This window comes from Azospirillum formosense (genome assembly GCF_013340925.1).
Lineage (GTDB): Bacteria > Pseudomonadota > Alphaproteobacteria > Azospirillales > Azospirillaceae > Azospirillum > Azospirillum formosense.
In genome coordinates, this window is record NZ_WHOR01000004.1 from 1 (window position 1) to 24,604 (window position 24,604).

20 protein-coding genes are annotated in these 24,604 nt (G+C 67.4%); 10 read left to right on the forward strand and 10 right to left on the reverse strand.

The window, feature by feature from the left end:
• Positions 1-148 (forward strand): 4Fe-4S dicluster domain-containing protein (locus GBZ26_RS01145; protein ID WP_174437221.1); only part of this gene is annotated, 148 nt, incomplete at its 5' end.
• Positions 149-188: 40 nt separating this feature from the next.
• Positions 189-950, forward strand: coding sequence for an SDR family NAD(P)-dependent oxidoreductase (locus GBZ26_RS01150; RefSeq protein ID WP_174437222.1), 762 nt, complete (start codon positions 189-191; stop codon positions 948-950).
• A 115-nt stretch (positions 951-1,065) separates the two neighbouring features.
• On the opposite strand, the gene GBZ26_RS01155 is transcribed toward GBZ26_RS01150, so the two are convergent.
• Positions 1,066-1,461, reverse strand: coding sequence for a PRC-barrel domain-containing protein (locus tag GBZ26_RS01155; RefSeq protein ID WP_174437223.1), 396 nt, complete (start codon positions 1,459-1,461; stop codon positions 1,066-1,068).
• 101 nt (positions 1,462-1,562) lie between these two features.
• Between GBZ26_RS01155 and GBZ26_RS01160 the strand changes: the two genes are divergently transcribed.
• The 3 genes from GBZ26_RS01160 (at position 1,563) to GBZ26_RS01170 (ending at position 4,750) form a co-directional block, all read left to right on the forward strand.
• Positions 1,563-2,486 (forward strand): alpha/beta hydrolase, encoded by a 924-nt coding sequence (locus tag GBZ26_RS01160; RefSeq protein ID WP_174437224.1) that lies wholly within the window; start codon positions 1,563-1,565, stop codon positions 2,484-2,486.
• A gap of 121 nt (positions 2,487-2,607) precedes the next feature.
• Entirely contained in the window at positions 2,608-3,264 is a 657-nt protein-coding gene (locus GBZ26_RS01165) for a class I SAM-dependent methyltransferase (RefSeq protein ID WP_343207292.1), read from the forward strand.
• Between the two features lie 256 nt (positions 3,265-3,520).
• Complete coding sequence (locus GBZ26_RS01170; RefSeq protein ID WP_247884744.1) at positions 3,521-4,750, forward strand: polysaccharide deacetylase family protein; 1,230 nt, start codon at positions 3,521-3,523, stop codon at positions 4,748-4,750.
• A gap of 81 nt (positions 4,751-4,831) precedes the next feature.
• Here the strand turns inward: GBZ26_RS01170 and GBZ26_RS01175 are convergent, their stop codons facing one another.
• Positions 4,832-5,299 (reverse strand): Ros/MucR family transcriptional regulator, encoded by a 468-nt coding sequence (locus tag GBZ26_RS01175; protein ID WP_149163765.1) that lies wholly within the window; start codon positions 5,297-5,299, stop codon positions 4,832-4,834.
• Between the two features lie 178 nt (positions 5,300-5,477).
• Positions 5,478-6,803 carry a GH1 family beta-glucosidase gene (locus tag GBZ26_RS01180; protein ID WP_174437226.1) on the reverse strand — a complete coding sequence of 442 codons (1,326 nt, stop codon included), beginning with the start codon at positions 6,801-6,803 and terminating at the stop codon, positions 5,478-5,480.
• A 134-nt stretch (positions 6,804-6,937) separates the two neighbouring features.
• On the opposite strand from GBZ26_RS01180, the gene GBZ26_RS01185 reads away from it, so the two are divergent.
• Positions 6,938-8,329 carry a GH1 family beta-glucosidase gene (locus tag GBZ26_RS01185; protein WP_174437227.1) on the forward strand — a complete coding sequence of 464 codons (1,392 nt, stop codon included), beginning with the start codon at positions 6,938-6,940 and terminating at the stop codon, positions 8,327-8,329.
• Here the strand turns inward: GBZ26_RS01185 and GBZ26_RS01190 are convergent.
• Positions 8,275-10,053 carry a radical SAM protein gene (locus GBZ26_RS01190; protein ID WP_174437228.1) on the reverse strand — a complete coding sequence of 593 codons (1,779 nt, stop codon included), beginning with the start codon at positions 10,051-10,053 and terminating at the stop codon, positions 8,275-8,277. The two genes, GBZ26_RS01185 and GBZ26_RS01190, sit on opposite strands and share 55 nt — an antisense overlap.
• Before the next feature lie 171 nt (positions 10,054-10,224).
• Between GBZ26_RS01190 and GBZ26_RS01195 the strand changes: the two genes are divergently transcribed.
• Positions 10,225-12,363: a tetratricopeptide repeat protein gene (locus GBZ26_RS01195; protein WP_174437229.1), complete on the forward strand. Its 2,139-nt coding sequence runs from the start codon at positions 10,225-10,227 to the stop codon at positions 12,361-12,363.
• Between the two features lie 9 nt (positions 12,364-12,372).
• On the opposite strand, the gene GBZ26_RS30570 is transcribed toward GBZ26_RS01195, so the two are convergent.
• The 5 genes from GBZ26_RS30570 to GBZ26_RS01220 all read right to left on the reverse strand — a co-directional run bounded on the left by GBZ26_RS30570 (position 12,373) and on the right by GBZ26_RS01220 (position 20,409).
• Complete coding sequence (locus tag GBZ26_RS30570; protein ID WP_174437230.1) at positions 12,373-14,172, reverse strand: ABC transporter ATP-binding protein/permease; 1,800 nt, start codon at positions 14,170-14,172, stop codon at positions 12,373-12,375.
• Between the two features lie 120 nt (positions 14,173-14,292).
• On the reverse strand, positions 14,293-15,837 hold the full coding sequence (locus GBZ26_RS01205; RefSeq protein ID WP_174437231.1) for a DUF6212 domain-containing protein: 1,545 nt from the start codon (positions 15,835-15,837) through the stop codon (positions 14,293-14,295).
• A 16-nt stretch (positions 15,838-15,853) separates the two neighbouring features.
• Positions 15,854-17,911, reverse strand: coding sequence for a glycosyltransferase (locus GBZ26_RS01210; RefSeq protein WP_174437232.1), 2,058 nt, complete (start codon positions 17,909-17,911; stop codon positions 15,854-15,856).
• Positions 17,912-18,131: 220 nt separating this feature from the next.
• Positions 18,132-18,878: a hypothetical protein gene (locus GBZ26_RS01215; RefSeq protein WP_174437233.1), complete on the reverse strand. Its 747-nt coding sequence runs from the start codon at positions 18,876-18,878 to the stop codon at positions 18,132-18,134.
• A gap of 196 nt (positions 18,879-19,074) precedes the next feature.
• Positions 19,075-20,409: a GH1 family beta-glucosidase gene (locus GBZ26_RS01220; RefSeq protein WP_174437234.1), complete on the reverse strand. Its 1,335-nt coding sequence runs from the start codon at positions 20,407-20,409 to the stop codon at positions 19,075-19,077.
• A 199-nt stretch (positions 20,410-20,608) separates the two neighbouring features.
• Between GBZ26_RS01220 and GBZ26_RS01225 the strand changes: the two genes are divergently transcribed.
• Entirely contained in the window at positions 20,609-21,904 is a 1,296-nt protein-coding gene (locus GBZ26_RS01225; protein WP_174437235.1) for a family 4 glycosyl hydrolase, read from the forward strand.
• Between the two features lie 22 nt (positions 21,905-21,926).
• Here the strand turns inward: GBZ26_RS01225 and GBZ26_RS01230 are convergent, their stop codons facing one another.
• The gene (locus tag GBZ26_RS01230) at positions 21,927-22,439 is read right to left on the reverse strand and encodes a DUF2934 domain-containing protein (RefSeq protein WP_174437236.1); all 513 of its coding nucleotides are present in this window, start codon (positions 22,437-22,439) and stop codon (positions 21,927-21,929) included.
• Positions 22,440-22,819: 380 nt separating this feature from the next.
• On the opposite strand from GBZ26_RS01230, the gene GBZ26_RS01235 reads away from it, so the two are divergent.
• Together GBZ26_RS01235 and argE are read left to right on the forward strand one after the other, a co-directional pair.
• Complete coding sequence (locus GBZ26_RS01235) at positions 22,820-23,167, forward strand: hypothetical protein (protein ID WP_174437237.1); 348 nt, start codon at positions 22,820-22,822, stop codon at positions 23,165-23,167.
• Positions 23,168-23,414: 247 nt separating this feature from the next.
• The gene (gene argE, locus GBZ26_RS01240) at positions 23,415-24,566 is read left to right on the forward strand and encodes an acetylornithine deacetylase (protein ID WP_222070416.1); all 1,152 of its coding nucleotides are present in this window, start codon (positions 23,415-23,417) and stop codon (positions 24,564-24,566) included.
• Positions 24,567-24,604: the final 38 nt, after the last annotated feature.

Consider the following 24,604-nt stretch of genomic DNA (forward strand, 5'->3'; position numbering starts at 1 on the left):
GGCGGAGGACGGCAGCGACCCGCGCCTGCAGATCAACGCGCAGAACTGCGTGCACTGCAAGACCTGCGACATCAAGGACCCCACCCAGAACATCAACTGGGTCGTCCCGGAGGGCGGCGGAGGCCCCAACTATCCGGGCGGGATGTAAAACTCAAACGGCAGCAAACCGACATCAGGGAGAGAGCGCGATGCAGATCAACGGTCAGGCCGCCATCGTCACCGGTGGCGCCTCCGGCATGGGGGCGGAAACCGCGCGCCATCTGGCGAAGCTGGGCGCCAAGGTCACCGTGCTCGACATGAACGAGGCGGCCGTCAAGCAGGTGGCCGAGGAGATCGGCGGGCTCGGCCTGCTGTGTGACGTGTCGAGTGCCGAATCGGCCGAAAAGGCCGTGGCCGAGGCTCGCGCCGCCCATGGCCCGGCCCGCATTGCGGTCAACTGCGCAGGCGTCGCTCCGGCTAAGCGCATCGTCGGGCGCGACGGTCCGATGGCGCTGGACGACTTCCGCAAGGTGATCGAAGTCAACCTGATCGGCACCTTCAACATTCTGCGCCTCGCCGCCGCGGACATGGGCACGCTCGCCCCGCTGGAGTCGGGAGAGCGGGGTGTGATCGTCAACACCGCCTCCGTCGCCGCCTATGAGGGGCAGATCGGGCAGGCCGCCTACGCCTCCTCGAAGGGCGGCATCGTCGCCCTGACCATCTGCGCTGCCCGCGATCTGGCGCGCAGCGGCGTGCGCGTGATGACCATCGCGCCGGGCCTGATCGGCACGCCGATGCTGTTGAACATGCCGCAGGAGGTGCAGGACAGCCTTGCCGCCACGGTGCCCTTCCCGAAGCGCTTCGGCCAGCCCTCCGAATACGCTCGCCTCGTGCAGCATATCCTGGAAAACGAAATGCTCAACGGCGAGGTGATCCGCCTGGACGGCGCCATCCGCATGGCGCCGCAGTAAGATCACCTTGGGCTCTTCTCCGCGCCGCGGAACGGCGCGGAGAAGAACAGGGGAGGCGAGCATCCTCCAGTCGGACCGCCCAGCTGCAAGGCGTGGCTTGCAGCTAGGCGCCCAATCAATCGTCCCAGATCGGCAGGGTGCCGAGCTGCGCGTTCGTCAGCGCGGTCGTCAGGGCCCGCCCATCGTCGCGAAGCTGGTCCAGCCCGACGATGACTTCCTTGTCGCCGATCCCCACCCCATGCTCCACGTCCACCACCACGGCGACCGGCTGACCGGAGGCGTCCATCAATACCTCCTCCACCTCGCCGATCTTCGTGCCGTCCGGCCCCATGACATCCATGTCGTCCAGCTGCCCGACCGTCCGCTTGAGGGACGGCACCATGACGTTGTCGTCCTTCACCTCCCGATAGGCGTTGGCCGGGTTGGCGATGGCGGCGCTCTGCTGGGCGAGCGACGGCCCGGCCGCGACCATGACGAGGGCGACCGCCGTTGCGGAAAGGAGCTTTCTCATCGCATTGCTCTCCTGCTGCTGACCGTGCAACAACATGGAGTTGCCGGCACGGTTCCATCCGGTGCGCCGGTGCACACCGTCCGATTGCGCAGGAACCGCCAATGCTCCGATTCGCCACGACCGTGCTGCTGGTCGTCTTGTCCGGCTTCGGCGTTCCATCCGCGCAGGCGGAAACCCTGACGGCCGAGACCGTGAAGGAGGCACGCAAGGTGGAATCTTTCGATCTGCGCGCCGACCGGACGGGCATGGAATACCGGGTCTTTCTCGTCCGCCCCGCGGAACCGCCGCCACCGGGCGGCTATCCGGTCATCTACCTGCTGGACGGCAACGCGACCGTGCCGATGATGGAGACGGTCATCGGTCCGAACCCGACGGAGCCCTACGGTTCTGCGGTGATCGTCGGAATCGGTTATCCGATCGACGGACCGTTCGACATCCTCCGCCGCTACCGCGACCTGACCCCAGCGACCCCGCCGGAGTTCATTCCACCGTCGCGGGATGGCGCCTCCGTCATCGAAACCGGCGGGCGCGACGATTTCCTGGCCTTTCTTGAGACGCAGGTGATCCCCACGGTCGAAGCGCGCCTGCCCGTCGACCGGCAGCGCCGGACCCTGTTCGGCCATTCGCTGGGCGGGCTGTTCTCCCTCTACGTTCTCTACACCCGGGGAGACCTGTTCCAGACCTATGTCGCGGCCGACCCGGCGATCTGGTGGAGCGGGCAGGCCATCCTGGGAGAGCAGGCGGCGTTCCTCGTGCGGTCGAAGGGCGAGGGCGTAGCGCGCGGCACGGCGCTGCTGATCGAGACGTCCGGCAAGCTGGTGGAACGTCCGTTGCCGCCGGCGGACGCCGAGCGGTTGAAGCGCCTCCGTTCCGGACAGACGGGGAGGGAGGTCGCGGCCACCCTTGCGACGGTTCCGGGTTTGCGCCTCGCCTTCCATGAGTTCGTCGAGGAAAGCCACGGCTCGATGCTGCCGCTGGCCGTGGCCGACGCTCTGCGCTTCGCTTTCGGACGGAATCCCGACTGACAGGGTGCGGGTGCGATCATCGGAGACACGGGGAAAACCTTTCGGAATCGCCGAGGCTCCCCACATGTGAACGGATGTCCGCAAGAAGCGGGCGGCCAGAGTGGGGGCGGATTCCTTGACCGTGCAGTCGATCTTCATGCCCGAGGTCATTTACCGGTACATGCTCGACGCTTCCCTGCGCGAGACCGCCATCCAGGCGAAGCTGCGCACCGAGACGGCCAAAATGACCGAGGCCCACTATCAGATCGCGCCGGAGGAAGGCCAGCTTCTGGCTTTCCTCGTCGAGATGATCGGCGCGCGCCGGACCTTGGATATCGGCACCTTCACCGGATACAGCGCGCTGACCGTGGCGCAGGCGCTGCCGGACGATGGGCGCGTCATCAGTTTCGACATCAACGAGCAGTGGACCTCCCAAGCCCGCGCGATCTGGTCCGAGGCCGGAGTGGCGGACAGGATCGATCTGCGCATCGGGCCGGCGCTCGACAGCCTCGACAAACTCCTCGCCGACAGTGGGAACGAGGCGTTCGACTTCGCCTTCATCGACGCCGACAAGGAGAATTACGGCGCCTATTACGAGCGGTGCCTGAACCTCGTGAGGCGCGGCGGCCTGATCGTGGTCGACAACACCTTGTGGCGCGGGCGAGTCGCCGATCCCAACGATCGCAAGCACAAGACCGAGGCTATCCGTGCCTTCAACGCGGCCCGCCTGGACGATGAGAGGGTGGCCCTGTGCATGCTGCCCGTGGGCGACGGTGTGACCCTGCTGCGGCGACGCTGATGGGGGGATTGCGCAGGTCGCCCCTCTGGCGCGGATAGCAGAAGCGGGAAGCCGGTGATGGGAGTGTCCCGATTGGCCTTCACGGTTGCGGGCGCAAAAATCCCATAAGGTACATTATGGCAAATGCGCCGAGGAAATCCGTGACAACTCTCCTTTGGCGACGATCCCTATGGAGACGTGAGGAATTTTGCTCTATCTCATAAGGGGTATCGCCCACGCCTGATCTCACTGCGGCGATGTTGATGGTCGATCGCACATGAATTCAGGTTCGGGCCTCTCCACCTCGCACATGTTCGGCCCCGCCACGGCGCGGAGGCGGCCTCGTTTCCGGTTCCTGATCGCGGGCCTGATGGCGTCCATGGTCGCCGGCACGGTCGCTTCTCCGGTCCAGGCGGCGGATTCGCCGCACCTGGCAACCGTGACAACAGTGCGCAAGGACGCGGACGGACATCCGGCCAAGATGCTGCAATTCGGCGTCTACCGGACGGAGGCCGACGCCTGGGTTGCCTGGAAGGCGGTCGTCCGGCGCCAGCCGGACATGGTTGCCGATCTCGTTCCCCGTGTCTCCCTGCAAAGGCCTGAGATTCCCGATTCCGGGTTCGTCCTGCGGGCCGCTCCCCTGCCCGATCTGGACCCCAACTTCGTCTGCCGCCGAATCGTCGGCGGTGGAGGCAGTTGCCTCGTGGTGGAGGCCGACGCAGAGAAGGCGGCCACGCCGGCGACCGCCGTTGCGGAGGACAACGACCACAACGGCGTCGTCACCTACAGCCCGGACCAGAGCCGGGAAATGCAGGAGATCGAACGGCAAGCCGCCCGCCTGTCGCGGATCGCCGCCATCGTGCCAGGCAACGAAGCCAGGGTGGACATCGGGGCGCTGAAGGCCAGCCGATGGAATCTCTGTTCCTTGACCTTCGACGATGGGCCGCACCCGGCTGTAACCCCGCGCATTCTCGACATCCTGCGCAGCGAAGGGGTGCGGGCGACCTTCTTTCCCATCGGCAACGTCGCGGTCCGCCATCCGCGAATCATCAGGCGAATCGTCCAGGAAGGGCACGAGGTCGGCAACCACAGCCTGACCCACCCGAACATGCGCACCCTGACCACCGAGGCCCAACGCGCGCAGATCGCGGAAACGAACCGCATCCTGGCCGAGGCGGGTGCCGACCCGGTGCTGTTCCGCCCGCCCGCCGGCCGCTGGAACAGCGACACGCTGAAAGCTGTGGAACAGGAGAAGATGAGTCCGGCGCTGTGGAACGTCGACACGCGCGACTGGTTCACCCGCGACCCCGGCAAGATCATGGCGCAGATCGACGCAACCGGCACCATCGGCAGCGTCGTACTGATGCACACCACTTACAACGCGACGGCGGAAGCCCTTCCCCAGGCCATCGGCCTGCTGCGCACGCGTGGCTGCCGCTTCGTCACCCTGTCGGAATGGATCACCAGCCTGAACAGCCTCGCCACGCCGCGCATCGCGCAACGCTGAGGCCGACGGACAAGGCGCTCAGCCTCACCCGCCACCCCTTTCCCAACGCGCGGGAAAGGGGCGGTTCGGAGCGGAGCCTGATCAGGCGACGTTCTTGGCGCGACCACGGCGGGCCGGCTTGACCGGCGCGGCGGCCTTCTTGCCAAGACCGATCGACTTGGCGAAGGCAGAGCGCTGCTCCGCATAGTTCGGGGCGGTCATCGGATAATCCGCGGGCAGGCCCCACTTCCGGCGGTATTCATCCGGCGTCATGCCATAAGCCGTGCGCAGATAGCGCTTCAGCATCTTCAGCTTCTTGCCGTCCTCAAGGCAAACGATGTAGTCCGGCATCACAGACTTCTTCACCGGTACGGCAGGGCGCAGTTCAACCGCTTCCGGCTCCACCGGGCGGCTCGTGCCCGACAGACTTTGATGGACGATCCGGATGAGGTTCGGAAGATCATTCACCGCGATCTGGTTCGAGCGGACATAAGACGCAACGATCTTACCCGTCATGGCAACCAGATCGGTGGCCGAATTCTCAGAACCGTCGGTGTCGCTGCTTTGCATGTCAGTTTCCTTCGAGAACGAATGATCCAAGATGGAGGATGGGCAAAGTGATGCGCAAAGCGCAAGCCTGTGCATCAGGTTTAACATGCAAATGTGTAATGTGTTTCATGCAGGACACGCGGACAGGCGGGCCAGTCGAATGGAAATAGTAGGCTTTGGTGATGAAATCGCCGCCCGTTCAGGCGGCGGAACGCGCACGCTTTATCAGGTCCGCGTACCAGCGGGCAGAGGCTTTCGGCGTGCGTTTCTGCGATTCGAAGTCGACGTGGACGATGCCGAAACGGTTGCCGTAACCGCTTCCCCACTCGAAATTATCCAGAAGCGACCAGACGAAGTAACCGCGCACGTCCGCGCCGCCGCGAATCGCCTCGTGCATTGAAGCGTTATAGAGTTGCAGATAATTGATTCGGTGCTGGTCGTCGATGGCACCCGATTCGTCCGGCGAATCGCTGCCGCCACAGCCGTTTTCCGTAATGACGATGGGCAGGCGGTAGCGGCGGGTGATCTCCAGCAGTTCGTCGCGGAAGGCGTCGGGGAAAACAGCCCATCCGACACCGTATGTCGGCGAATCGGGCGGGGCATCACCCCAGCCATAGCCCCAGGTGGTGTCCGGATTCGCGCGGGCGAAGATCGGGCCGTAATGGTTCAGCCCGAACCAGTCCATGGGGCGGGAGATCCGCGCCATGTCGCCGGCCTTCACGTAAGGCTCGATGGCGCGGGCGACGCGCGGCGGGTAGTGGCCGAGAAGCTGCGGGTCGCAGAAGGTCAGGTTCCAATGCTCGTCCAGCAGGGCGGCGGCCTCCGCATTCTCCGGCCGCCCCCCCTCCGGCAGCACCCGCTGACGGTTGTGCACCGCCCCGATCGAGGCACCGGAAACCAAGGCGCGGATCGCGTCCACCCCGGCGCCGTGGGCAAGGTTCACGTGGTGGATGGCCCGCAGATGCTGGTCCCGGTCGGTGATGCCGGGGGCCGCCCAGGGAATGGCGTAGCCGAAGAGGGTGAAAACGGAGAACTCGTTGAACGTGATCCAGCGCTTCACCCGGTCGCCGTAGCGCCGCGCCAGCAGAGCCGCGTAGTCGGCGTACCATCCGGCGCAATCCCGGTTCGCCCAGCCGCCGCGATCCTGCAGCGCCTGCGGCAGGTCCCAGTGATAGACGCACAGCCAGGGCTCGATCCCGGCCTCCAGCACCGTGTCGATCAGGCGGTCGTAAAAATCAAGACCCGGCTGGTTTACCTCCCCCCGCCCCCGCGGCAGTACTCTGGGCCACGCCACGGAGAAGCGGTAGGCATCCACCCCCAACTGGCGCATCAACGCCACATCCTCGGCGTAGCGGTGGTAATGGTCGCAGGCGACGTCGCCGGTGTCGCCGTTCACCACCCCACCCGCCGTGCGGCAGCGTGTGTCCCAGATGCTGGGGCCGCGTCCGTCCGCCGCCGCGGCCCCCTCGATCTGATAAGCGGAGGTGGAGACGCCCCAAACAAAATCCTTCGGCAGGTCCATCATCGCCGTCTCCATCCGCATCGATCGCCCACACCCATACTACCTTTGGCGGAATGGTCAAGAAACCGGCATGATGACGAGCGAACGGTTCGGCGGAGCGGTCTCCCTTGGAACCCAAAGCCGTGGAATGGCAAGCGATGCCCCTTTTAACCTCCGATTTTCCCAACAGCTTCCTGTGGGGAACGTCGACGTCGGCGTTCCAGGTCGAGGGGGGCGCGGCCGAGGACGGGCGGGCGCCCAGCATCTGGGACAGCTTCTGCCGCCTGAAGGGCCGGGTGGACAACGGCGACACCGGCGACGTCGCCTGCGACCATTACCACCGCTACGCCGAGGACGTAGCGCTGATGCGGGACATCGGGGTCGGCGCCTACCGCTTCTCCATCTCCTGGCCGCGCGTCCTGCCCCGCGGGCGCGGGGTGGTCAATGAGGCCGGGCTCGACTTCTACGACCGCCTGATCGACCGCCTTCTGGAAGCGGGCATCGAACCCTGGGCCTGCCTCTATCACTGGGACCTGCCGCAGGCGCTGCAGGATCGCGGCGGCTGGGCGAACCGGGACAGCGCCGGATGGTACGCCGATTACGCCGTCCTCTGCGCCCGCCGGTTCGGCGACCGGGTGACCCGTTGGGCGACCTTCAACGAGTTCTCCGTCTTCACCCTGTTCGGCTACGCGCTCGGCTGGGGCGCTCCCAGCGTGTCGGACCGCGGCGAGCATCTGAAGGTCATCCACCACACCAACCTTGCCCACGGCGCCGGGGTGGACGTGCTGCGCGATCTGGTGCCGCGGGCCTCGATCGGGGCGGTGCACAGCTTTCAGCCCTGCCGCCCCGCCGACCCGTCGCCCGAAAACGTCGAGGCGGCGGCCCTGTTCGACGAGCTGTGGAACCTGTGTTTCCCCGACGCGCAGATTCTGGGCCGCTACCCGCTGCGCATCGCCCGCGCCATCGAGCCTTACGTGAAGGCCGGCGACATGGCGCGGATCTGCCGGCCGGTGGATTGGTTCGGCATGAATCACTATGCGCCCCTCTTCGCCCAGGCCGAACCGGGCGCCGTCTGGGGCTGCGGCTTCGGCGCGCCGCCGGAGGGCATGCCGCGCACCGACATCGGCTGGCCGCTCCAGCCCAGCGCCTTCCACGAGGCTCTGCTGCACGCCACCGCGCGCTACCGCCTGCCGATCTACGTGACGGAGAACGGCTACGGCACCAAGACGCCGGAATCCCCGGACGCGCAGGGGATCGTGATGGACCGGGAGCGGCTGGACTATCTGCAAGCCTGCATCGGCGAGATGGCGAGGGCGGTGAAGGACGGAGCCGACGTGCGCGGCTATTTCGTGTGGTCCCTGCTCGACAACTTCGAATGGGGGGGCGGCTACAGCACGCGGTTCGGCATCGTCCATGTGGACTTCGAAACGCAGAGACGCACGCCGAAGGAATCCGCCAAATGGTATTCGGCGCTGATCGGCGGGCCGCTGGGCCGCTACACCGCCACTACGCCGGGAACGGGAATGGGCACGCTCGCCGGCCGTTCCTGAATCTCCTCGCCCGTGTAGACCGGACAATTCCGGCACACGCCGGGCAGAGCCGCCTCGTCGCCGGCGATCATGGCGAGCCTCACCGCCCGGTAGCGCTCTCCGTTCCAGATGTCCGCCAGGGAGCCCTGGCTCAGGTTACCCATCACCTCGATGCCGGAGATGTCGTAGCAGCAAAGCGTCACGTCACCGTTGGGTCGGATCACCGACTCCGTGAAAGGCGCGCCGCAGTTTCCATGACGCCGGCCCGGATTGATGTCGACCACCAGCGCCGGGTCCTCTCCCGTCTGCGTCCAGCCCGGCCATTTGTAGGCGTAGTTTGTGGCGATCGGCAGACCGGGGAAATCCTCGATCAGGAAGGCCGGCACCACCGGGGTCGGCGGGTCCCCCGGGCGGCGCAGGACGTTGTTGGAGATGATCAACTGCACGCCGGCGGGTTCAAGGTATCGGCGCATCAGGTTCAGGTTCCGGCGCACCGTCGGATAGTGGGAGCCTCGGCGGATGGCGTCGTTCTCCTCCGGCGAGCGGCCGTCGATCGACACGTAGATTTTTTCCACGCCGCAGTCCGCCAGGGCGCGGCACCGCTCTTCGGTTGCCAGCATGGCGTTGGTGACGAAATGGATTTGATCGATCGAGGTTTCGTCCCTCAAACGCCGAATCATGGATTCCAGCTGAGGATTCATCAGCGGCTCCCCTCCCAGATACATGACGCCGCTGACCAGCCCCTCAATCCCCTTGAGCTCCCGAAGGATGCGCTCGAACATCTCCGCCTTCAGCAGACGGCGTTCGGTGCTGTGGTACGCCACGCCGGTGGTGCAGTGACGGCAACGCAGGTTGCATGCACTGGAGGATTCGATGCGGACCCTCATCGGCAGCATGGCCGTTCCATCGCTCACCTGCCCGTCCCAGGTGTTCAGAACGACGGCCGCGGCTCGCCGGTAATCATTGCCATCGGTACAACGGATCACCAGCCGGTGCAGAGCCAGTTTGGCCCCCAGCCTCACGGTGGCGTTGGTGGAGCGGGCCAGCGTGTGCAGGAGGGGTCCCGCCTCCTCAATTCGACCGACCGCCGACAAAGCAAGACCGTGCTCATAGGCAAGAGACTCCTGCCGGGGGTACAATCGGAAGGCGCGACCATGTGTCCGTTCGGCGATGGCGGCGTTCCCCAGACCCGTCTCAGCACGGCCAAGCGCCGTCAGCATCGCGGGTTGCTGGGGTTCCAAGGCGACCGCAGCCCGAGCCTGGAGCGCCGCCCCGGCGGGATCTCCGATGCGGTTGAGCACCCCTGCCAGATTGAGACGGCTGTTCGCCGCCAGCGGCTGCTGGATGACCGCCATGCGGTAGGCCACCGCGGCCTCCAGCGGCCGCTCCGCCTGGATCAAGGCATTGCCGTGGTTGAAGTGGCACTCGGGGAAGACCGGCCGCAGCACCGTCGCGCGGCGATAGGATCCGAGCGCCTTTTCAAGATCGCCGGCTTGCCGGAACGCACCGCCGAGCACATGCAGCGCTTCCGCCGAACCGGGGTTGACCGCGATTGCGCGGGACAGGCGCGCGCAGGCGGCCTCGGCAGCACCCGACTGCAAGGCGACCAGCCCCCACAGCCGCAGCGTGTCCGCATGGTCCGGCATGATGTCGAGCACGGCGCGATAAGCCGCATCGGCCTCCGCCAGACGCCCTTGCTGATGCAGCGCTACCGCCTGCCGGAGGCTTATGGAAAGATCCTGCATGACCGCCGCTTCTCACTCCTGCGCCTTGCCACCAGGGCACCGCGATCTAAGGAAACCCCTTCACAACGGGAAAGGCAATCGTGAGAATTCTCTTTTCGGTGTGATCGTTGAGCCGAAGGCGACCCTGAGGTAGAAACTCCCGCCACCCCCCTCAAACCAGGGACGTTCTCCATGAATGCGCCAGTTCCATCAGAGACGCTTCTGGCGAACGCTGTGGCCCGGCACCGGATCGGCAACCTTGCCGAGGCCGAGCCGCTTTATCGCACCCTCTTGGAGCGGCAGCCCGGTCATCCCGATGTCCTGCACCTCCTCGGGGTGCTGCGAAGCCAGGCCGGCGATCCGGCGGAGGGGGTGTCGCTGATCACCGAGGCCATCGCCCGTCGCGGCAACGTCGCCGCCTATCACTCCAACCTCGCGCTCGCCTTGAAGGCGCTGGGACGCTTCGATGACGCGGAGACAGCCCTGCGGAGCGCCATCGCCCTGGCACCGGGGGCGGGGGCGCTCGTCGCGCTGGGGGGCGTCCGGCGAGCCGCCGGTCGCGCGGCGGACGCGCTGGCCGTCTATTGGGCCGCCCAGATCATTGATCCGGCCGACGGAGCCGCGCAGGAGGGGATCGCCCATGCGACCGCCGAACTCGACGCCGCCGGGTGCGCAACAGGAAAGCCCAAGCCATCGGAAGCCACCCTTGCAGCCTACCGCCGGGCCTTCCGGCTCCGCCCAGCAGCCCCTTTCGCGGCCCAGAATCTGGCCTTGACCCTTCAGAAGGCCGGCGAATCCGCGGTTGCCATTCCCACCTTCCACGTGGCGGCGGCGCTCGATCCATCGGAACCGGCGGTGCTGTGCGGCCTGGGATTGGCTTTGCTGTCGGCCCGACAGGCGGACCGGGCCACCACCTTGCTCGCACGGGTGGTCCGGCTGCGTCCCGGCGACGCGCAGGACCGCTTCCATCTGGCCGAAGCGGCGCAGGCGGCCGGCGATGCCGGCCGAGCCGCAACCGCCTACAAGGATTCGGCGGCCCTGCAGCCCGCAAGCTATACGGCTTGGGAAAATGCCGCCCTTATCGATGCACGCGGAGACAACGGCTCCGCCCTCGTCACCCATGCCCGCGGGCTGATGGCCGCGGCGCGGGCGGAGCATCTGTTCTGGAAAGCCCCGGTCTACATCGCCATGCATGTGGCGAACGATCGGATCGGGGCGGGACTCCCGGACGCCGCGAAGCGGGCGCTGGACGGCTTCCGCCAGGCGGCAGCGATCGAAAACCGGGAACTGCTGCCCTGGATCGACTTCCTGCGCGGCTCGCTGCTCCTGCGGGTGCCGGGGCAGGAGGCGGCGGGACGGGCCGTGCTGAAGGCCCAGGTCCCCGCCCTGCCCTTCCTGCGCCATGTCACCTTCGACGACGAGTTCGACACCCTCTGCCGGTCGGTTTCGTCGGAGGAACTTGCGGACTTCCGGGCCGGCTTCCAATCGGAACCAGCCGCCGAGGGCGTGGGACCTTTGCTGTTCGCGGCTTGCGACGACCGTTACCTGCGGCTGTTCGCGGCTCCCCTTCTGCTGACGGTGGACGCCTTCTGCGGCGAGGGGCAGCGGATGCACATCCACATCGCGGACCCCGGCCCCGACATCGCGGAGGTGGTTGCCGGTCTGCGGGCGTTGCTGCGGCGCGGCCGCCTCACCGTCAGCACCGAACGGACGCCGCCGGATCTCGATCCGGCGAGCCGGCGCACCCTCTACACCTGCCTGCGCCTGATGAGGGCGCCGGACGTGCTGGACCTCCATGGGCACCCGCCGCTGGTGATGATCGACATCGACGCCCTGCTGCCGATCGACCCGCGGCGCCTCGTCGACGCCATGGCGCCGGACGAGGAGGCAATGCTCATCCATCGCCCGGACAGCCTGGACCATCTCTACAACACCATCAGCAACGGGCTGATCGTGCTGCGCCCGAGCTGTTCCACGCGTGAGGTTCTGGAGCGCACGGCCACCGTCCTCCTGCACTGGTTGCGACAGCGCAACATGGCTTACTTCCTCGACCAGATCGCGCTGATCCAGGGATTCTCGGATGTGGAGCGCCGACACGGCGCGGTCGGAATACTGCCCATCGAGGAGTTGAGCCGCCGGCTCGGCGTCTCCGACGTCTTCCTCCCCTTCTTCGACGAGAAGCACCGCGCCGGCTTCGCGGACCGGCTGTCCGCGCTGACGACGCGCATCCATGAGGAAACGCTGACCGACAGCCGGCCCGAGGAGGAGCGCCGCGCCGCGCTGACCGCTCTGGTGCGCCGACTTCAAGCCGCCCCCGCTGCTGCGACGTAAAGCGGCCCCCTACTCCGCGACCGCCGCGACCCTCCGGTCCCCGCAAGTTTCCTCGCGCATGCGGACGGTGTCGTCCACCCGTTCGAGCACCAGCTTGCGGCGATGGTGCGCCTCCAGGCCGGGGTGGCTGCCGATGGTGATCAGCGTGGCGTCGGGGAACTCGCGGTCGATCAGGCGCAGCATCGCCTCCTCGGTCCGCGGGTCCAGGCTGTCGGTGGCGTCTTCCAGGAAGATCCAGTCGGGGCGGCGGATCAGCAGCCGGGCGAAGCCCAGCAACTGCTGCTCCGACACCGCCAGAACCTCGTCCCAGCTGTCGGACTCGTCCAGCCGCGCCCGCAGATGGCCGAGCCCGACGCGCTCCAACGCCTCGGCCGCGGCGGCGTCGCCCACCGTCTCCGCCCCCAGGGGGTAGCTGAGAGCGGCGCGCAAAGTGTCGTGCGGCAGATAGGGGCGTTCGGCCATGAAGAACACACGGGTGAGCGACGGCAGGACGATGCTTCCCCTGCCCCAGGGCCAGACCCGCGCGACAGCCCGGAACAGCCGCACCGCCGCCGCAGGGTCGCCGACGATCAGCACGCGCTCGCCGGGACGGATCTCCAAATCGAAGGGCTCCACCGCCCGGCGCCCGTCCGGTTCCGCAATGGACAGCCCATGGAAGCTCAGGCAGTGTTCGCCGTCGCTGCGCTCCACGGTGATGCGCTCCGTCCCCTCCCCGTCGATCTCACGGTCCAGGCGCTGGAGCGCCTCGTGCAGGCCCAGCACGCGCTCCACCGACGCCTTCCATTCCGCCGCGCGGGCGAGGTTGTCGATCGGCCAGGACAGGGCGCCGACCGTCTGCTGGAACGCCTGCGCCGTCTGCATCAGCACGCCGAGCGAGATGGCCCCGGCGATGTAGCTGGGGGACGCCACCAGGATCGGAAACACGGCGGACAGCACCGAATAGGCGGCGCTGAAGACCATCATGTTGGACAGCGCGTGCGTCTGGCCGTTCCAGCCCCGCTGCACCCCGCCGAACAGCACGCCCAACCGGTCGCGTTCGCCCGACTCCCCATGCAGGAGCGCGACGTCCTGCGCGTTCTCCCGCACGCGGGCGAGGCCGAAGCGGAAGGACGCCTCGTGCCCCTGCCGGCGATTCACCGCCTTCACCAGCGGCTTTCCCATCAGCAGGGCGATGCTCGTCCCGACGGCCGCGTAGACCAGCGCGATGTAGAGCAGATAGCCCGGCACATGGACGGTGCTGCCGGCCAGCGTCACCTCCGGCGCGCCGGACAGCCGCCACAGGATGTTGGTGAAGCTGATCAGCAGCAGCGCGCAGTAGGACAGCGACAAGGCGAGATCGATCGCCGCCTCGGTCGCGATGCGGATGTCCTCGGCGATGCGTCCGTCCGGATTGTCGTGGTCGCCGGGCAGATAGGTCACCTGATGCTGCCGGCCGCGCGTCAGCCAGTCGCCCAGCAGCTTCCGCGTCAGCCATGTGCGCCAGCCCAACTGCAGACGGCGCTTCACCCGCAGATGCAGGATGGTGTTGGCGATGTTGAACAGGATGATCCCGCCGGCCGCCGCGATCATCAGCAGGAAGCGGTCCATCGAGCGCTGCTCCAGCGCGTCGAACAGATGCTGGCTCCACAGATTCAGCAGGATGGGAACCACCACCTGCCCGACCGTCAGAAGCCCCAGCGCTCCCGCGAGAAGCCACACCGTCCAGTTCCGCCGGCCTGACGACGAGTCACCGGACCAGTAGCCTCCGGCAAGATGAAGGAAACGGCGGGTGAAGCCGGACCGGACCGGCGTCCTGGACGCGATCGACATGGCCCTTTCACCCCCTGGGTTTGAAGCAAGACCTCCTTTACCCTAACGAACAGTTTATTACCAACAGCTTGCCCCGCAGTGCACCAAAGGATTGGTGCGCTGCCACAAAGTCATAGCTTGTCACGGCATTGCCGCGATTTCCTCCGACACCGGCAGAGCGGGCGGGTGGGCCCAGGCCGTTCGGGCGTCGATCTCCAGCTCGAAATCGAAAAAGATCGTGCGTCCGTACAGGCCGTGCCCGCGATCCGGGATGTCGGTGAAGAGGTGAAGCGTCATTGGCCCCGACCACGGCGTCGCCAGCACCGCCGACAGGTCGAGCGGGCGGCGCGGCTCCTCCAGCACCATCCAGCCGCTGGAGGCGAGGACGCCCTCTTCCCGCTCCGCCTCGTCCACTGTCAGCGACGGCGGGGCGGCGACCAGCTTGCAGGCGATGGCGCTGCGGCAGCGCGGATCGTCGATCACCGCCCGCGCCCGCACGGCCACGGCGCCCGGAACCTCGTCCAGCGGGATGTGGGCCGCCGTGACGACGCCGTGGAGCGGATGCAGCAGGACGCGCCCGCCGCGCAGCAGGCCGAACCAGGGGAAGGTCGCCTCGAAGTCGCGGCCCTTGCGCAGTTGCGCCAGCACCGGCTCGGTCAGTGGCCAGACCATGCGATCGGGCACCGGACGCGGCGCCGGATGCGTCGCCGGGCCATACTCCAGCCCCGGCAGCCCACCCCACAGACGCAGCGCCAGCATGGCCGGCTGCCCGATGGCGCGCGCCGGCGGCGCGACGGTGTACTCGTCGAGCAGACCGGCCTGGGCCAGCGACAGGCGCGGCGCCTCCGTCACCACCCCGATGGCGCCGATCCGCAGGTCGAGAAGACGATCCATCCGGGTGGAGGCGGCGGACAGGCGCAGCGGCAGCCAACCGGATCGCAGATCGCCGAAGGACACCGCCCATTCCGCAAGGGTCTCGCCGGTCTCCACTCCGGTCAGGGCAACGGCGAGCACGCCGCTTCCCCTCGGCGCCCGGTCCAGATGCAGATCGAGTCCCGCCAGCCCCCGCGCGCCCGCCGGCAGGCGCTGCACGATCTCAGCCGCCCCCGCGGGATTCCGCCCATGGCGCAATGGCACCGACAGCGCTCCCACCGGGCGCGGCGAGGCGAAGACCAGCCGCGGCGGGCTGAGGCGCAGGGCGTCCAGAAGTTCCACCGCCTCCGGCGGCAGGCGGGCGGAGCGGCCCCACTCCTCCCGCAGGGTGGACAGGGTCCGCTGTAGCCCGGCGTTGCGGCGGTGCAGCCCGTCGATCTCCGCAAAGGCCTGCGCCAACAGGCCATGCAGCAGCGTGGAAGGGTCGCCCGTCACCTGCGGCGGCGCGCTGTCCGGACCGCCGGCCTCCTCCCACCAGCCGAGCAGCCGCTCGGCGTCCCGCCGCGCCGCCTCGTCGCAGGACCACAGCGCGCGGACGGCGGCGGGCGGAATGGCCAGGGGCCGCAACGCCTCGCCCTCCTCCGGCTTGGAGTCCCCCGAAAGCAGCAGATAGCCGCCGTCGTGACGGACCAGCCGCAGCAGGCGAAGGGGAACGGTGCCCGCTTCCAGGTCGGTGCCGGCGCCAACGGCGATGAGCTTCGGCGTGCCGTCGTAGAGGGAGGCGAACTGGGCCGCGGGGGTGGAGAGCTTCATGTTGATGACACCCTTCTCAGGCGGCCGCGGATGGTTCGGGAAGACAGAGGGACAGGGGCGCACAGGCGGCCCAATCGGGATCGACGTCCGGTTCCGTCGCATCCTCCCAGCGCCGCAGCTTGTCCGGTGGGAATCCCAGTCCCTGGCACAGGCGGAAGGTCTGGGCGTCGAGGGGCACGACGGTCTGATAAGCGTGCTCGAACGCGGCGCAGCCGTTGACGGCGTCGGCCAGGGACGGCGCGTCCGGAACTGCGGATGTCCCCAGGACCGCCCAGCCCGTCACGCCCAGCGCGCGCAACCGCCCCATCAGCGGGTGTGCTGCACCGTGCCGCACCGTCACGACCAGATCGAAGACGGCCAGCGTGCCGACCGCCCAATCCTCCTCCGTCCTGTCCAAGGGACGCAGCGGGGTGCCCAGATAGGCGTCGCTACGGGTCAGCGGGCGTTCGGGAAGCACCAGCGGCAGGGGGTGCGGAATGACCGACGCGAAAGCCTCCACCACCTCCGCAGCCAGCGTCAGATCCCCGCGGCCCAGCGCCACCAGATGCGCGTCATAGCCCTTCCCGGCCAGCCAGCGGGCCAGGCGGGCGGCGGTTTCCAGTCCCCTCGCGTCGGCCGGATCGGCCACCAGCGCCGCCAGTCGCCGGTTCCCCGTGGGGGGAAGCATCGGCAGCACCGACGGCAGCCGGTGCACCGTTTGATAGACATCCTCCGGCGTGGCGACCCCGGCGCGGTAACGGTCGATGGGCGCTGCCGCCCAGCCGCCGTTGGACGGCCGCGACCATGCCTCGGCCATCGCCTCGCGCAGCGCGGACAGGGCGGAATCGGCGTCGGCCCGCGGTTGCAGCGCTCCGGGCAGCGCCAGGGTGAGGCTCAGCCGGGCTTCGGCGCAGGGCTTCCAAGATTCCCGCTCCAGCAAGGGGATGCCCGCCGGCTGGCGCCGAACGAGGTCGAGCAGGACCGTGGTGGGCAGCATCGCCATGTCCGCCCCGTCATCCGGCAGCGGGAAAGGCCCGTCCGCCTGCAACCCCACAGCCGTGCCGGACCAGGACAGCGCACAACCGCTTTCCGCCGCTCGCGCCGTCGTCGCGACGCGCACCAGGGTCGCCTGCCCCGCTGTGCGTTCCAGGACCCACAAGGCGCCGCGCAGCAGGCCATAGCGCGTGAGCAATTCGTAAAGGCCGGAGTCCATGACCGCCAGCAGGCTGGGGCATTCCCCATAGCCGGGCCGCTCCGGCGCGCGCAGAACGCGGCGCACGAAGTCGGCGAGCGGCAGGTCCTCCTCCCCCACCCCGGGGTCGGTGACGCAGCGGACAACGGCAAGGTCGGGCAGATAAACGGCGTAGCGCCGACCGACCGCAGCCTCCGCCCGCAGCACGGCCCGGACCGCGAACAGCGCGGGGTGGCGCTTCTGGATGTGGGTCAGGATGGGGCGGTAGTCGCGCTCCGATTCGGTCAGCATGCTCTCGCCGCGGCGGCGGTAGCCGAAGCCGGTGCCCGGCACATGGACGCCGTGGAAGCCGCGCTCCAGCCCTTGCAGCCAGAACTCCCAATCCTCGCTGCCCTGACGCATCGCCTCGTCGAAGCGCACGCCGCTGTCCAGCAGGCGGCGCGACGCCATGCTGCCCGCCTCGCTGACGTTGCGGAACAGATGTTCCAGCGGCGAATAGGCGCCGGACATGTCGCAGAATTCGAAGAAGCCGAACTTGTCGACGTCCGGGTAGGCCCAGCCGACCCTCGGTCCCGCCGCCCGCAGCGCGTCCAGCATCCGTTGCAGCAGATGGGGCCGGATGCGGTTGTCGGAATCGAGGAAGTAGACCGCTTCCAGCGCCGGGAAGGCGTCGAGCGCGAAGGCGATCCCGCTGTTGCGCGCGGCGCTCAGCCCGGCGTTGCGCTTGTGGAGGTGATAGAGCCGCCCCGGATGGGCCGCGGCGAACTCCCGGCACACCCGTTCCGTTTCCGGAAAGGGACAGCCGTCGTTGACCACCACCACGGCGTAGGCGAAGTCCGTATCCTGGGCGAGCGCGGTGGACAATGCCTCCACAAGCAGGCCCGAATGCTTGTAGGTCGGCACGACGATGGCCGCGCGGACGTGTTCGGCGTCACCGGACCCTGAAGCGATGTGAGTTCCAACGGAATGCATGGGTGGACGCAGTTGTGACGCTGCGCTGTCGATAGCACCGCTTCCGCTTGCCCCCGATGTGACAATTCGGAGGCGGGATGGAATGGTCCGCGACCGCTCCAAAGACGGACGTTGAAACGTGAGGTCAAATCGACGACAGGAATTCTGAAAACTATTTGACTGCGGGTCCTATCGTGATCTCTCTCTTGCCTTCTTCGGACACATATTTCTGAGCAAATCCCTTGGCAAGCGTCGAGAGCACCTTGTCGAAAGAGCCGGACTGGAAACCCATATCCGCAAGTTTCTGCCCCGCTGCCTGCTCCTTGGACGTCGCAAAGAAGCGCTCATCGCCTCCCTTGAGCGTGTAGGCCGTCATTGGTTTCCCGATCCCAGCCAATTGGTCCCAGGTGTTCTGCAACGCCTTCATCTCTTCGTTCAACTGAACCGTCGCAGCCATCCGATCCTCGGCGCTCATGCCCGACGCGAACATGGCCGCGCGCCGGGTTTCCATCTCGGTCAACATGCGATCCGAGATCCCCTGCATTTTCTGCTGCCGCGCCACTCCGTCAGGGGAGCGTCCGGCGTCGGCGTCTTCCTTCGCGGACTGCCAGAACGCCTTCTTGCGCTCTGATTTCAGGGCGGACGACAGCGCGTCGTTGAGTTCGTCCGCCGACAGCGCCCCGCTGGAAACCAGCTTGCCCAGCGACGTCCGGTCATCCGCCGACAGGTTCGTGAACAGGTCGAGCGCGTCGCCCTTGAGCGCCGAAGCCAGATCGCTGAGATCGACCTTGTCGGTCTTGGAGGAGGCGGCCGGTGCCGTCCCGTCCGTGGCGCCGGCCTTCGCAGCGGCGGGTTTCGCCGGGACGGAGGCCGCGGAGGCGGCCTGGAACAAGGATGCCGAAACGTCGGAAATTCCCATGGCTTCCTCCGGTTATCCTGAACGCATGGCGTTTGATACCGGTCTGTTTACAGCAAACATCATGAATAACAAATTAATAAAAAGTACTTCCACTTCTAATGATTAGATCGTGAATAATCAATGCCTTTGAATCTTCACTTGCGGGAAGAAGAACAGGCTGACGGAACAAGCTCCCGCACAGCCTGCCCCACGTCATTCAAACGAAATCAAGCCGTCCGCTCTTCGCCACCTCACTCATGAAGCGGTAGCTGTCCTTGGGCGTGCGGACCAGCGTGTCGTAATCGACGCGGACGATGCCGAACCGCTTCGACAGGCCGAAGGCCCATTCGAAATTGTCCAGCAGGCTCCAGCACAGATAGCCCTTCACGTTGCAGCCATCGGCCAGAGCCCGCCCGACGGACGCCACATGGTCGCGCAGGAAGGCCACGCGCTCCGCATCGTGCACCTGCCCACCCGGCGTCACCACGTCGTCATAGGCCGCACCGTTCTCAGCGATGAAGACGGCGGGGTTGCCGTAGTCGCGCTTGAATTCCATCAGCAGATCGTAGAGCCCGTCGGGCTGCACGGGCCAAGCCATGGCGGTCCAGCGGTCGCAATGGGCGTCGCCCCACCACACGTCGAACGGATGCCCCGTCTCGTGCTTCATGGTCATGCGCGAATAATAGTTGATGCCCAGCAGGTCGATGGGGAAGCGGATCGCCTCCTCGTCGCCGGGCAGCACGAAATCCTTCATCCGCTCCGCCATCAAATCCGGGATTCTGCCGCGCATCACGCCGTCCAGAGCCACCCGGTTCCACACCGCATCCCAGCGGGCCGCCGCCGCAACGTCCTCCGGCCGGTCGCTCTCGGCCCGGCAGGGCTGGAGGTTGATGACGGTGCCGAGAGTCAGTCCCGCATGTTCCGCCGATAGGGCGCGGAGCGCCGCCCCTTGCGCCAGATTCTGGTGGTGCAGCGCGCGCAGGATGCCGGTCTCGCCCAGCCTGTGGCCGGGCGCGTGCTCTCCCGTGCCGTAGCCGTGGGTGGCGACCACGTTCGGCTCGTTCAGCATCATCCAGTCCTTCACCCGGTCGGCCAGTCGGGCGGCGACGATGCGGGCGTAGTCGGCGAAGGGCCCGACGATCTCCCTGCCCTGCCAACCCCCTCGGTCTTCCAAGGGCTGCGGCAGGTCCCAATGGTACAGGCAGGCCATGGGCCGGATTCCAGCCGCCAGCAGCCCGTCCACCAGCCGGTCGTAGAAGTCGAGCCCAGCCGCGTTCACCGCCCCCGTCCCGCTCGGCAGGATGCGCGGCCAGGCGATGGAGAAGCGGTAGGCATTGAAACCCGCGCCCTTGATCAGGGCGATATCCTCCGCCCAGCGGTGGTAATGATCGCAGGCGACAGCGGCGCTGCTGCCGTCCTGGATGCGCCCGGCGCCGGTGAAGGTGTCCCACACGCAGGGGCCGCGCCCATCCTCGTGAATCGCGCCCTCGATCTGATAGGCCGCGGTGGACGCCCCCCACAGGAAGTCCTTGGGAAAGGTGAAGAGTGCCATGACGGGGCCTCCTTTGAAGTGATCATGCTGCGGGCGCACTGTTGCGAGCGCGAAGCGCCATGTTGCGCAAGCGAAGAGACGACCACGCTTATTCCGACCGTCAGGTATAGTCTCTTCGTCTTAACAAGTGTATGCTTCACCAAAGGCGGCTGCTCTGACAAATCAGCACAGCATCATTCCCGCCGGCGGGAGGCATCCCATGGCCCTTACCACTCCCAAAACCACCAAGATCGTTTTCCTGGGCGCCGGCAGCGCGGCTTTCGGGCTGAGCATGTACCGCGACCTCTTCACCACGAAGGAGCTGGCGGGCAGCACCCTGACGCTGGTGGACACGAATCCGGCGGCGCTCGACCGCATGACGGCGCTCGCCCGGCTGCTGAACGCCAAGGGCGACGCCGGACTGATCATCGAACAGACCACCGACCGCCGCGCCGCCCTGCAAGGCGCGGAATTCGTCGTCAACTCCGTCGCCATCGACCGCAACCGCCTGTGGAAGCTCGATTTCGAAGTGCCGAAGAAGCACGGCATCCGCCACACGCTGGGCGAGAACGGCGGCCCCGGCGGCCTGTTCTTCACGCTGCGCACCCTGCCCCTGATCTTCGACTTCGCCCGCGACATCGAGGAACTGTGCCCGGACGCCCAGTTCATCAACCTGTCGAACCCGGAAAGCCGCGTCGTCCTCGGCCTCGGCAAATACACGAAGGTCAAGACGCTGGGGCTGTGCCACGGCATCTTCCTCGCCCGCTGGTTCATCTGCCAGATCCTCGGCATGGCCGAGAAGGACGTCGAGGTCTGGGGCGCCGGGCTGAACCACTTCCAGTGGCTGATGCACATCCGCGACAAGGCGAGCGGACGCGACCTCTATCCGCTGCTGCGCGAGAAGGAAAAGACCCACGATCCGGCCTTCACACCGCTGACCCGCCGTCTGTTCAACAGCTTCGGCCTGTGGCCGACCTGCAGCGACGACCATATGGGCGAATATCTGCCCTACGGCTGGGAAGGCGGGGAGCATGGCTTCGACTTCGCGGAGGACGAGCGCGGGCGCGGCATCCTCAATGCGCTGATGGACGGGGCCATCGCCGGGACGACCCCGGTGCCGGACGACTGGACGCAGCCATCCTGGGGCGAGCGGGCGGTGCAGGTCATCGCAGGGGTGCTGCACAACCAGAAGCGCTTCATCGAATCGGGGATCGTCTACAACCAGGGCGCCATCCCCAACCTGCCGCCCGATCTGGCGGTGGAGGTGCCGCTGCTGGCCGACGCGGCGGGCGTCCACCCGGTTTCGCTCGGCCCTCTGCCCGACCCGATCGCCAAGCTGCTGCACGTCCAGGCGAGCGTGCAGCAATTGTCCGTCGAGGCGGCGGTCCACGCCTCGAAGGACTTGGCGCTCCAGGCCCTGCTGATCGACCCGGTGGTGAACTCCACCGACGCCGCCGTGAAGATTCTGGACGAGCTGTGGGAGGCGAACCGGCCCTACATCCGTCCCTGTGTGTAGGAACGCGCAGGGCCGGTGCGGATCAATGGGCCGGTTCGGTGTCCGACGCGGCCGGCTTGCGGCGGCCGCGCGGAGCGACCGGCTTCACCGCTTCCGCCTTCACGGCTTCCGCTTTCACGGCCTTGGCGCGGGGCGGCTTCGCCACCTTCGGGGCCGCCGGGACCGGAACCGCGACCGGGGTTTCGGCTGAGGATTCGTTTGCGGCGGCCGGCTCGGCCTTGGCCTTGCGGCCGCGCGGCTTCTTGGGCGCGACGGCCTCCTCGACCACATCGACCACGGCGTTCAGGCCGACGCCCAGCAGTTCGGTCGCCGCCGTCTTGGTCCGGCGCACCGCCTTCTTGACGACGCCCGCGGCGGCGTCCTTGACGGCCGCGACCATGGCGACCGGCTCCGCCGTGGCGGCCGTCCGGTCCTCGGCTTCGATCTCGGCGCAGGCCTGCGCCCAATGCTCTTCCCCCCGTCCCTCCGGTCGCCCGTCGCGCTCCCAGATCTCATAGGCGCGGTGGCGGATGCGGTCCTCACGATCGCCTTGCATTCTTCCGTCTCCAAGTGGGCTTTGGTCCAAGTGGGCTTGGCCGCAGAAACATCGACGCTCGAGGAAAACGGCGTCCTGCGCCCGTGGGTTCCCGTTTTAGTGCCCGGTTTATGTGACGATAAACGTACGCAAAGAAAGCGTGCCTTAGTTCATAGGAAATTCATAGGCCCATTGCTTGCCCAGCCTCGACAGACAGCGGGCGGTGATAGACCATGCGTCGGCTGCGCCCAACCGGTGTCGGCGTTGCCCGGCATGCGGTCCGCATAGAACCCTTCGCCGGGTTGAAGCGGGCGGGCCGGCCCAATTAACTTTGGATGAAACGTCTTGGCAGGGGGCCGTTTGCGGCCCAGAGCCGTCACGGAAGGCAAAGAGTTCAGCGCATGTCCCTTGATCCCTTGCTTCAAGCCAACCGTATCCTGACCGAAGCCATCAGCAATTATCTCCAATCCTCCAACGAGCTTGCCGCAGCGGCCGAGCGGGCGACGGCGGCCAGCGCCGGGCGCGACGCGACCAGCCGGCGGCTGGCCTTCCAGGAGCTGTCGGAGCGCGGGAACCAAGCGCGCTTCGCCAAGAAGCACCTGACCGATACGGTGCGCCGCCTGCGCTCCACCATCCCGCCGGCCCAGATCGAAGCCGTGGCGGCAAAGCTCGACGGACGCGAGAGCGCCGAGAGCGCGCTGACGCTGGTGCGCACCATCCTGACCGAAAAGGTCTGGTCGGCGGCCTGACCGCCCCCACCTTTCGCCCGGCGGCGCTCCGGTCCGAGCGACTCCGCTTTACGACCGGTTGGACGGCACCCCGAATGCGGGACGTCGGTTCAACCGGTGTTTGCCTTTGGCCGTCATGCCCACGTAATCCGGACGACTCGTTTGACATCGTAGGATGCAAGGGCCAGTGTCTAGCTGCTCAAGGTTATCACAAGCGCGGTGTCAGCGGCGTCGTCCCGCAGAATGGCCCGCAGAATGGATCGTAAGGGTGCAAGACGTCTCCAAGGCGATGATCGCCCGCTTGGTCGGCTTCGACACGGTTTCCCGCCGTTCCAACATGGCGCTGATCGATTGGGTTCGGGACTATCTCGCCGGGTACGGCGTCGAGAGCCGGCTGGTCCCCAGCCCGGACGGCGCCAAGGCGAACCTGTTCGCGACCATCGGTCCGATGACCGAAGGCGGCGTGGTGCTGTCGGCGCACACGGACGTCGTCCCGGTGGACGGGCAACCCTGGGACACCGATCCCTTCACCCTGGTCGAACGCGACGGGCGCCTCTATGGGCGCGGCACCGCCGACATGAAGAGCTTCCCCGCGGTGGCGCTTGCCCTGCTGCCGGACATCCTGGAGGCCGGGCTGAAGCGGCCGCTGCATCTGGCGCTGTCCTACGACGAGGAGGTCGGCTGCATCGGCGCCCCGGCCATGATCGCCCGCATCGCCGATGAGTTGCCGCGCCCCAGCGCCGTCATCGTCGGCGAGCCGACCTCGATGGGAGTCGTGCTGGCCCACAAGGGATGCTACGTGCTGCGCACCACGATCACCGGGCACGAGGTCCATTCGTCCCAGATCGACCGCGGGGTCAGCGCCGTGATGACCGCGGCGCGGCTCGTCACCCTCATCGGCGACATGGCGGCGGAGAACGCCGCGGCCGCGAATCCCGCCAGCGGCTTCGACCCACCTTTCACCACGCTGCAGGTCGGCACCATCGAAGGCGGCACCGCGGCCAACATCACCGCCCGCCACTGTTCCTTCGTCTGGGACATCCGTCCGCTGCCCGGCGACGACTGGACGCGCTACCTCGACCGGTTCGAGGCGGAATGCGAGCGGCTGCGCGCCGCCATGCGGCGGATCAGCCCGGACTGCGACATCCGCACCGAGCAGCTCGCCGGCGTGCCGGGACTGGCGCCGGAGCCGAACGGGCCGGCGGCCCAGCTCTGCCACGCCCTGACCGGGCGCAACGACACCGGCATGGTCTCCTTCGCGGCGGAGGCCGGGCAGTTCCAGCAGGCCGGCCTGTCCACCGTGCTCTGCGGCCCTGGTTCAATCGATCAGGCGCATCAGCCCAACGAATACATCGACGTCGCCCAGGTCACGGCCTGCGAGGGGTTCCTCCGGGATCTCGTTTGTCGGCTGGCGGCCTGAACCGCGACAGGGGTGCGGCGGAGCGTCACGCCAGATCA

Excerpts from the sequence above, each read along its gene's own strand:
- GBZ26_RS01150 (WP_174437222.1), top strand. The coding sequence starts at position 189 with ATGCAGATCAACGGTCAGGCCGCCATCGTCACCGGTGGCGCCTCCGGC.
- GBZ26_RS01155 (WP_174437223.1), bottom strand. The coding sequence starts at position 1,461 with ATGAGAAAGCTCCTTTCCGCAACGGCGGTCGCCCTCGTCATGGTCGCG.
- GBZ26_RS01160 (WP_174437224.1), top strand. The coding sequence starts at position 1,563 with ATGCTCCGATTCGCCACGACCGTGCTGCTGGTCGTCTTGTCCGGCTTC.
- GBZ26_RS01170 (WP_247884744.1), top strand. The coding sequence starts at position 3,521 with ATGAATTCAGGTTCGGGCCTCTCCACCTCGCACATGTTCGGCCCCGCC.
- GBZ26_RS01175 (WP_149163765.1), bottom strand. The coding sequence starts at position 5,299 with ATGCAAAGCAGCGACACCGACGGTTCTGAGAATTCGGCCACCGATCTG.
- GBZ26_RS01180 (WP_174437226.1), bottom strand. The coding sequence starts at position 6,803 with ATGATGGACCTGCCGAAGGATTTTGTTTGGGGCGTCTCCACCTCCGCT.
- GBZ26_RS01185 (WP_174437227.1), top strand. The coding sequence starts at position 6,938 with ATGCCCCTTTTAACCTCCGATTTTCCCAACAGCTTCCTGTGGGGAACG.
- GBZ26_RS01190 (WP_174437228.1), bottom strand. The coding sequence starts at position 10,053 with ATGCAGGATCTTTCCATAAGCCTCCGGCAGGCGGTAGCGCTGCATCAG.
- GBZ26_RS01195 (WP_174437229.1), top strand. The coding sequence starts at position 10,225 with ATGAATGCGCCAGTTCCATCAGAGACGCTTCTGGCGAACGCTGTGGCC.
- GBZ26_RS30570 (WP_174437230.1), bottom strand. The coding sequence starts at position 14,172 with ATGTCGATCGCGTCCAGGACGCCGGTCCGGTCCGGCTTCACCCGCCGT.
- GBZ26_RS01205 (WP_174437231.1), bottom strand. The coding sequence starts at position 15,837 with ATGAAGCTCTCCACCCCCGCGGCCCAGTTCGCCTCCCTCTACGACGGC.
- GBZ26_RS01215 (WP_174437233.1), bottom strand. The coding sequence starts at position 18,878 with ATGGGAATTTCCGACGTTTCGGCATCCTTGTTCCAGGCCGCCTCCGCG.
- GBZ26_RS01220 (WP_174437234.1), bottom strand. The coding sequence starts at position 20,409 with ATGGCACTCTTCACCTTTCCCAAGGACTTCCTGTGGGGGGCGTCCACC.
- GBZ26_RS01225 (WP_174437235.1), top strand. The coding sequence starts at position 20,609 with ATGGCCCTTACCACTCCCAAAACCACCAAGATCGTTTTCCTGGGCGCC.
- GBZ26_RS01230 (WP_174437236.1), bottom strand. The coding sequence starts at position 22,439 with ATGCAAGGCGATCGTGAGGACCGCATCCGCCACCGCGCCTATGAGATC.
- GBZ26_RS01235 (WP_174437237.1), top strand. The coding sequence starts at position 22,820 with ATGTCCCTTGATCCCTTGCTTCAAGCCAACCGTATCCTGACCGAAGCC.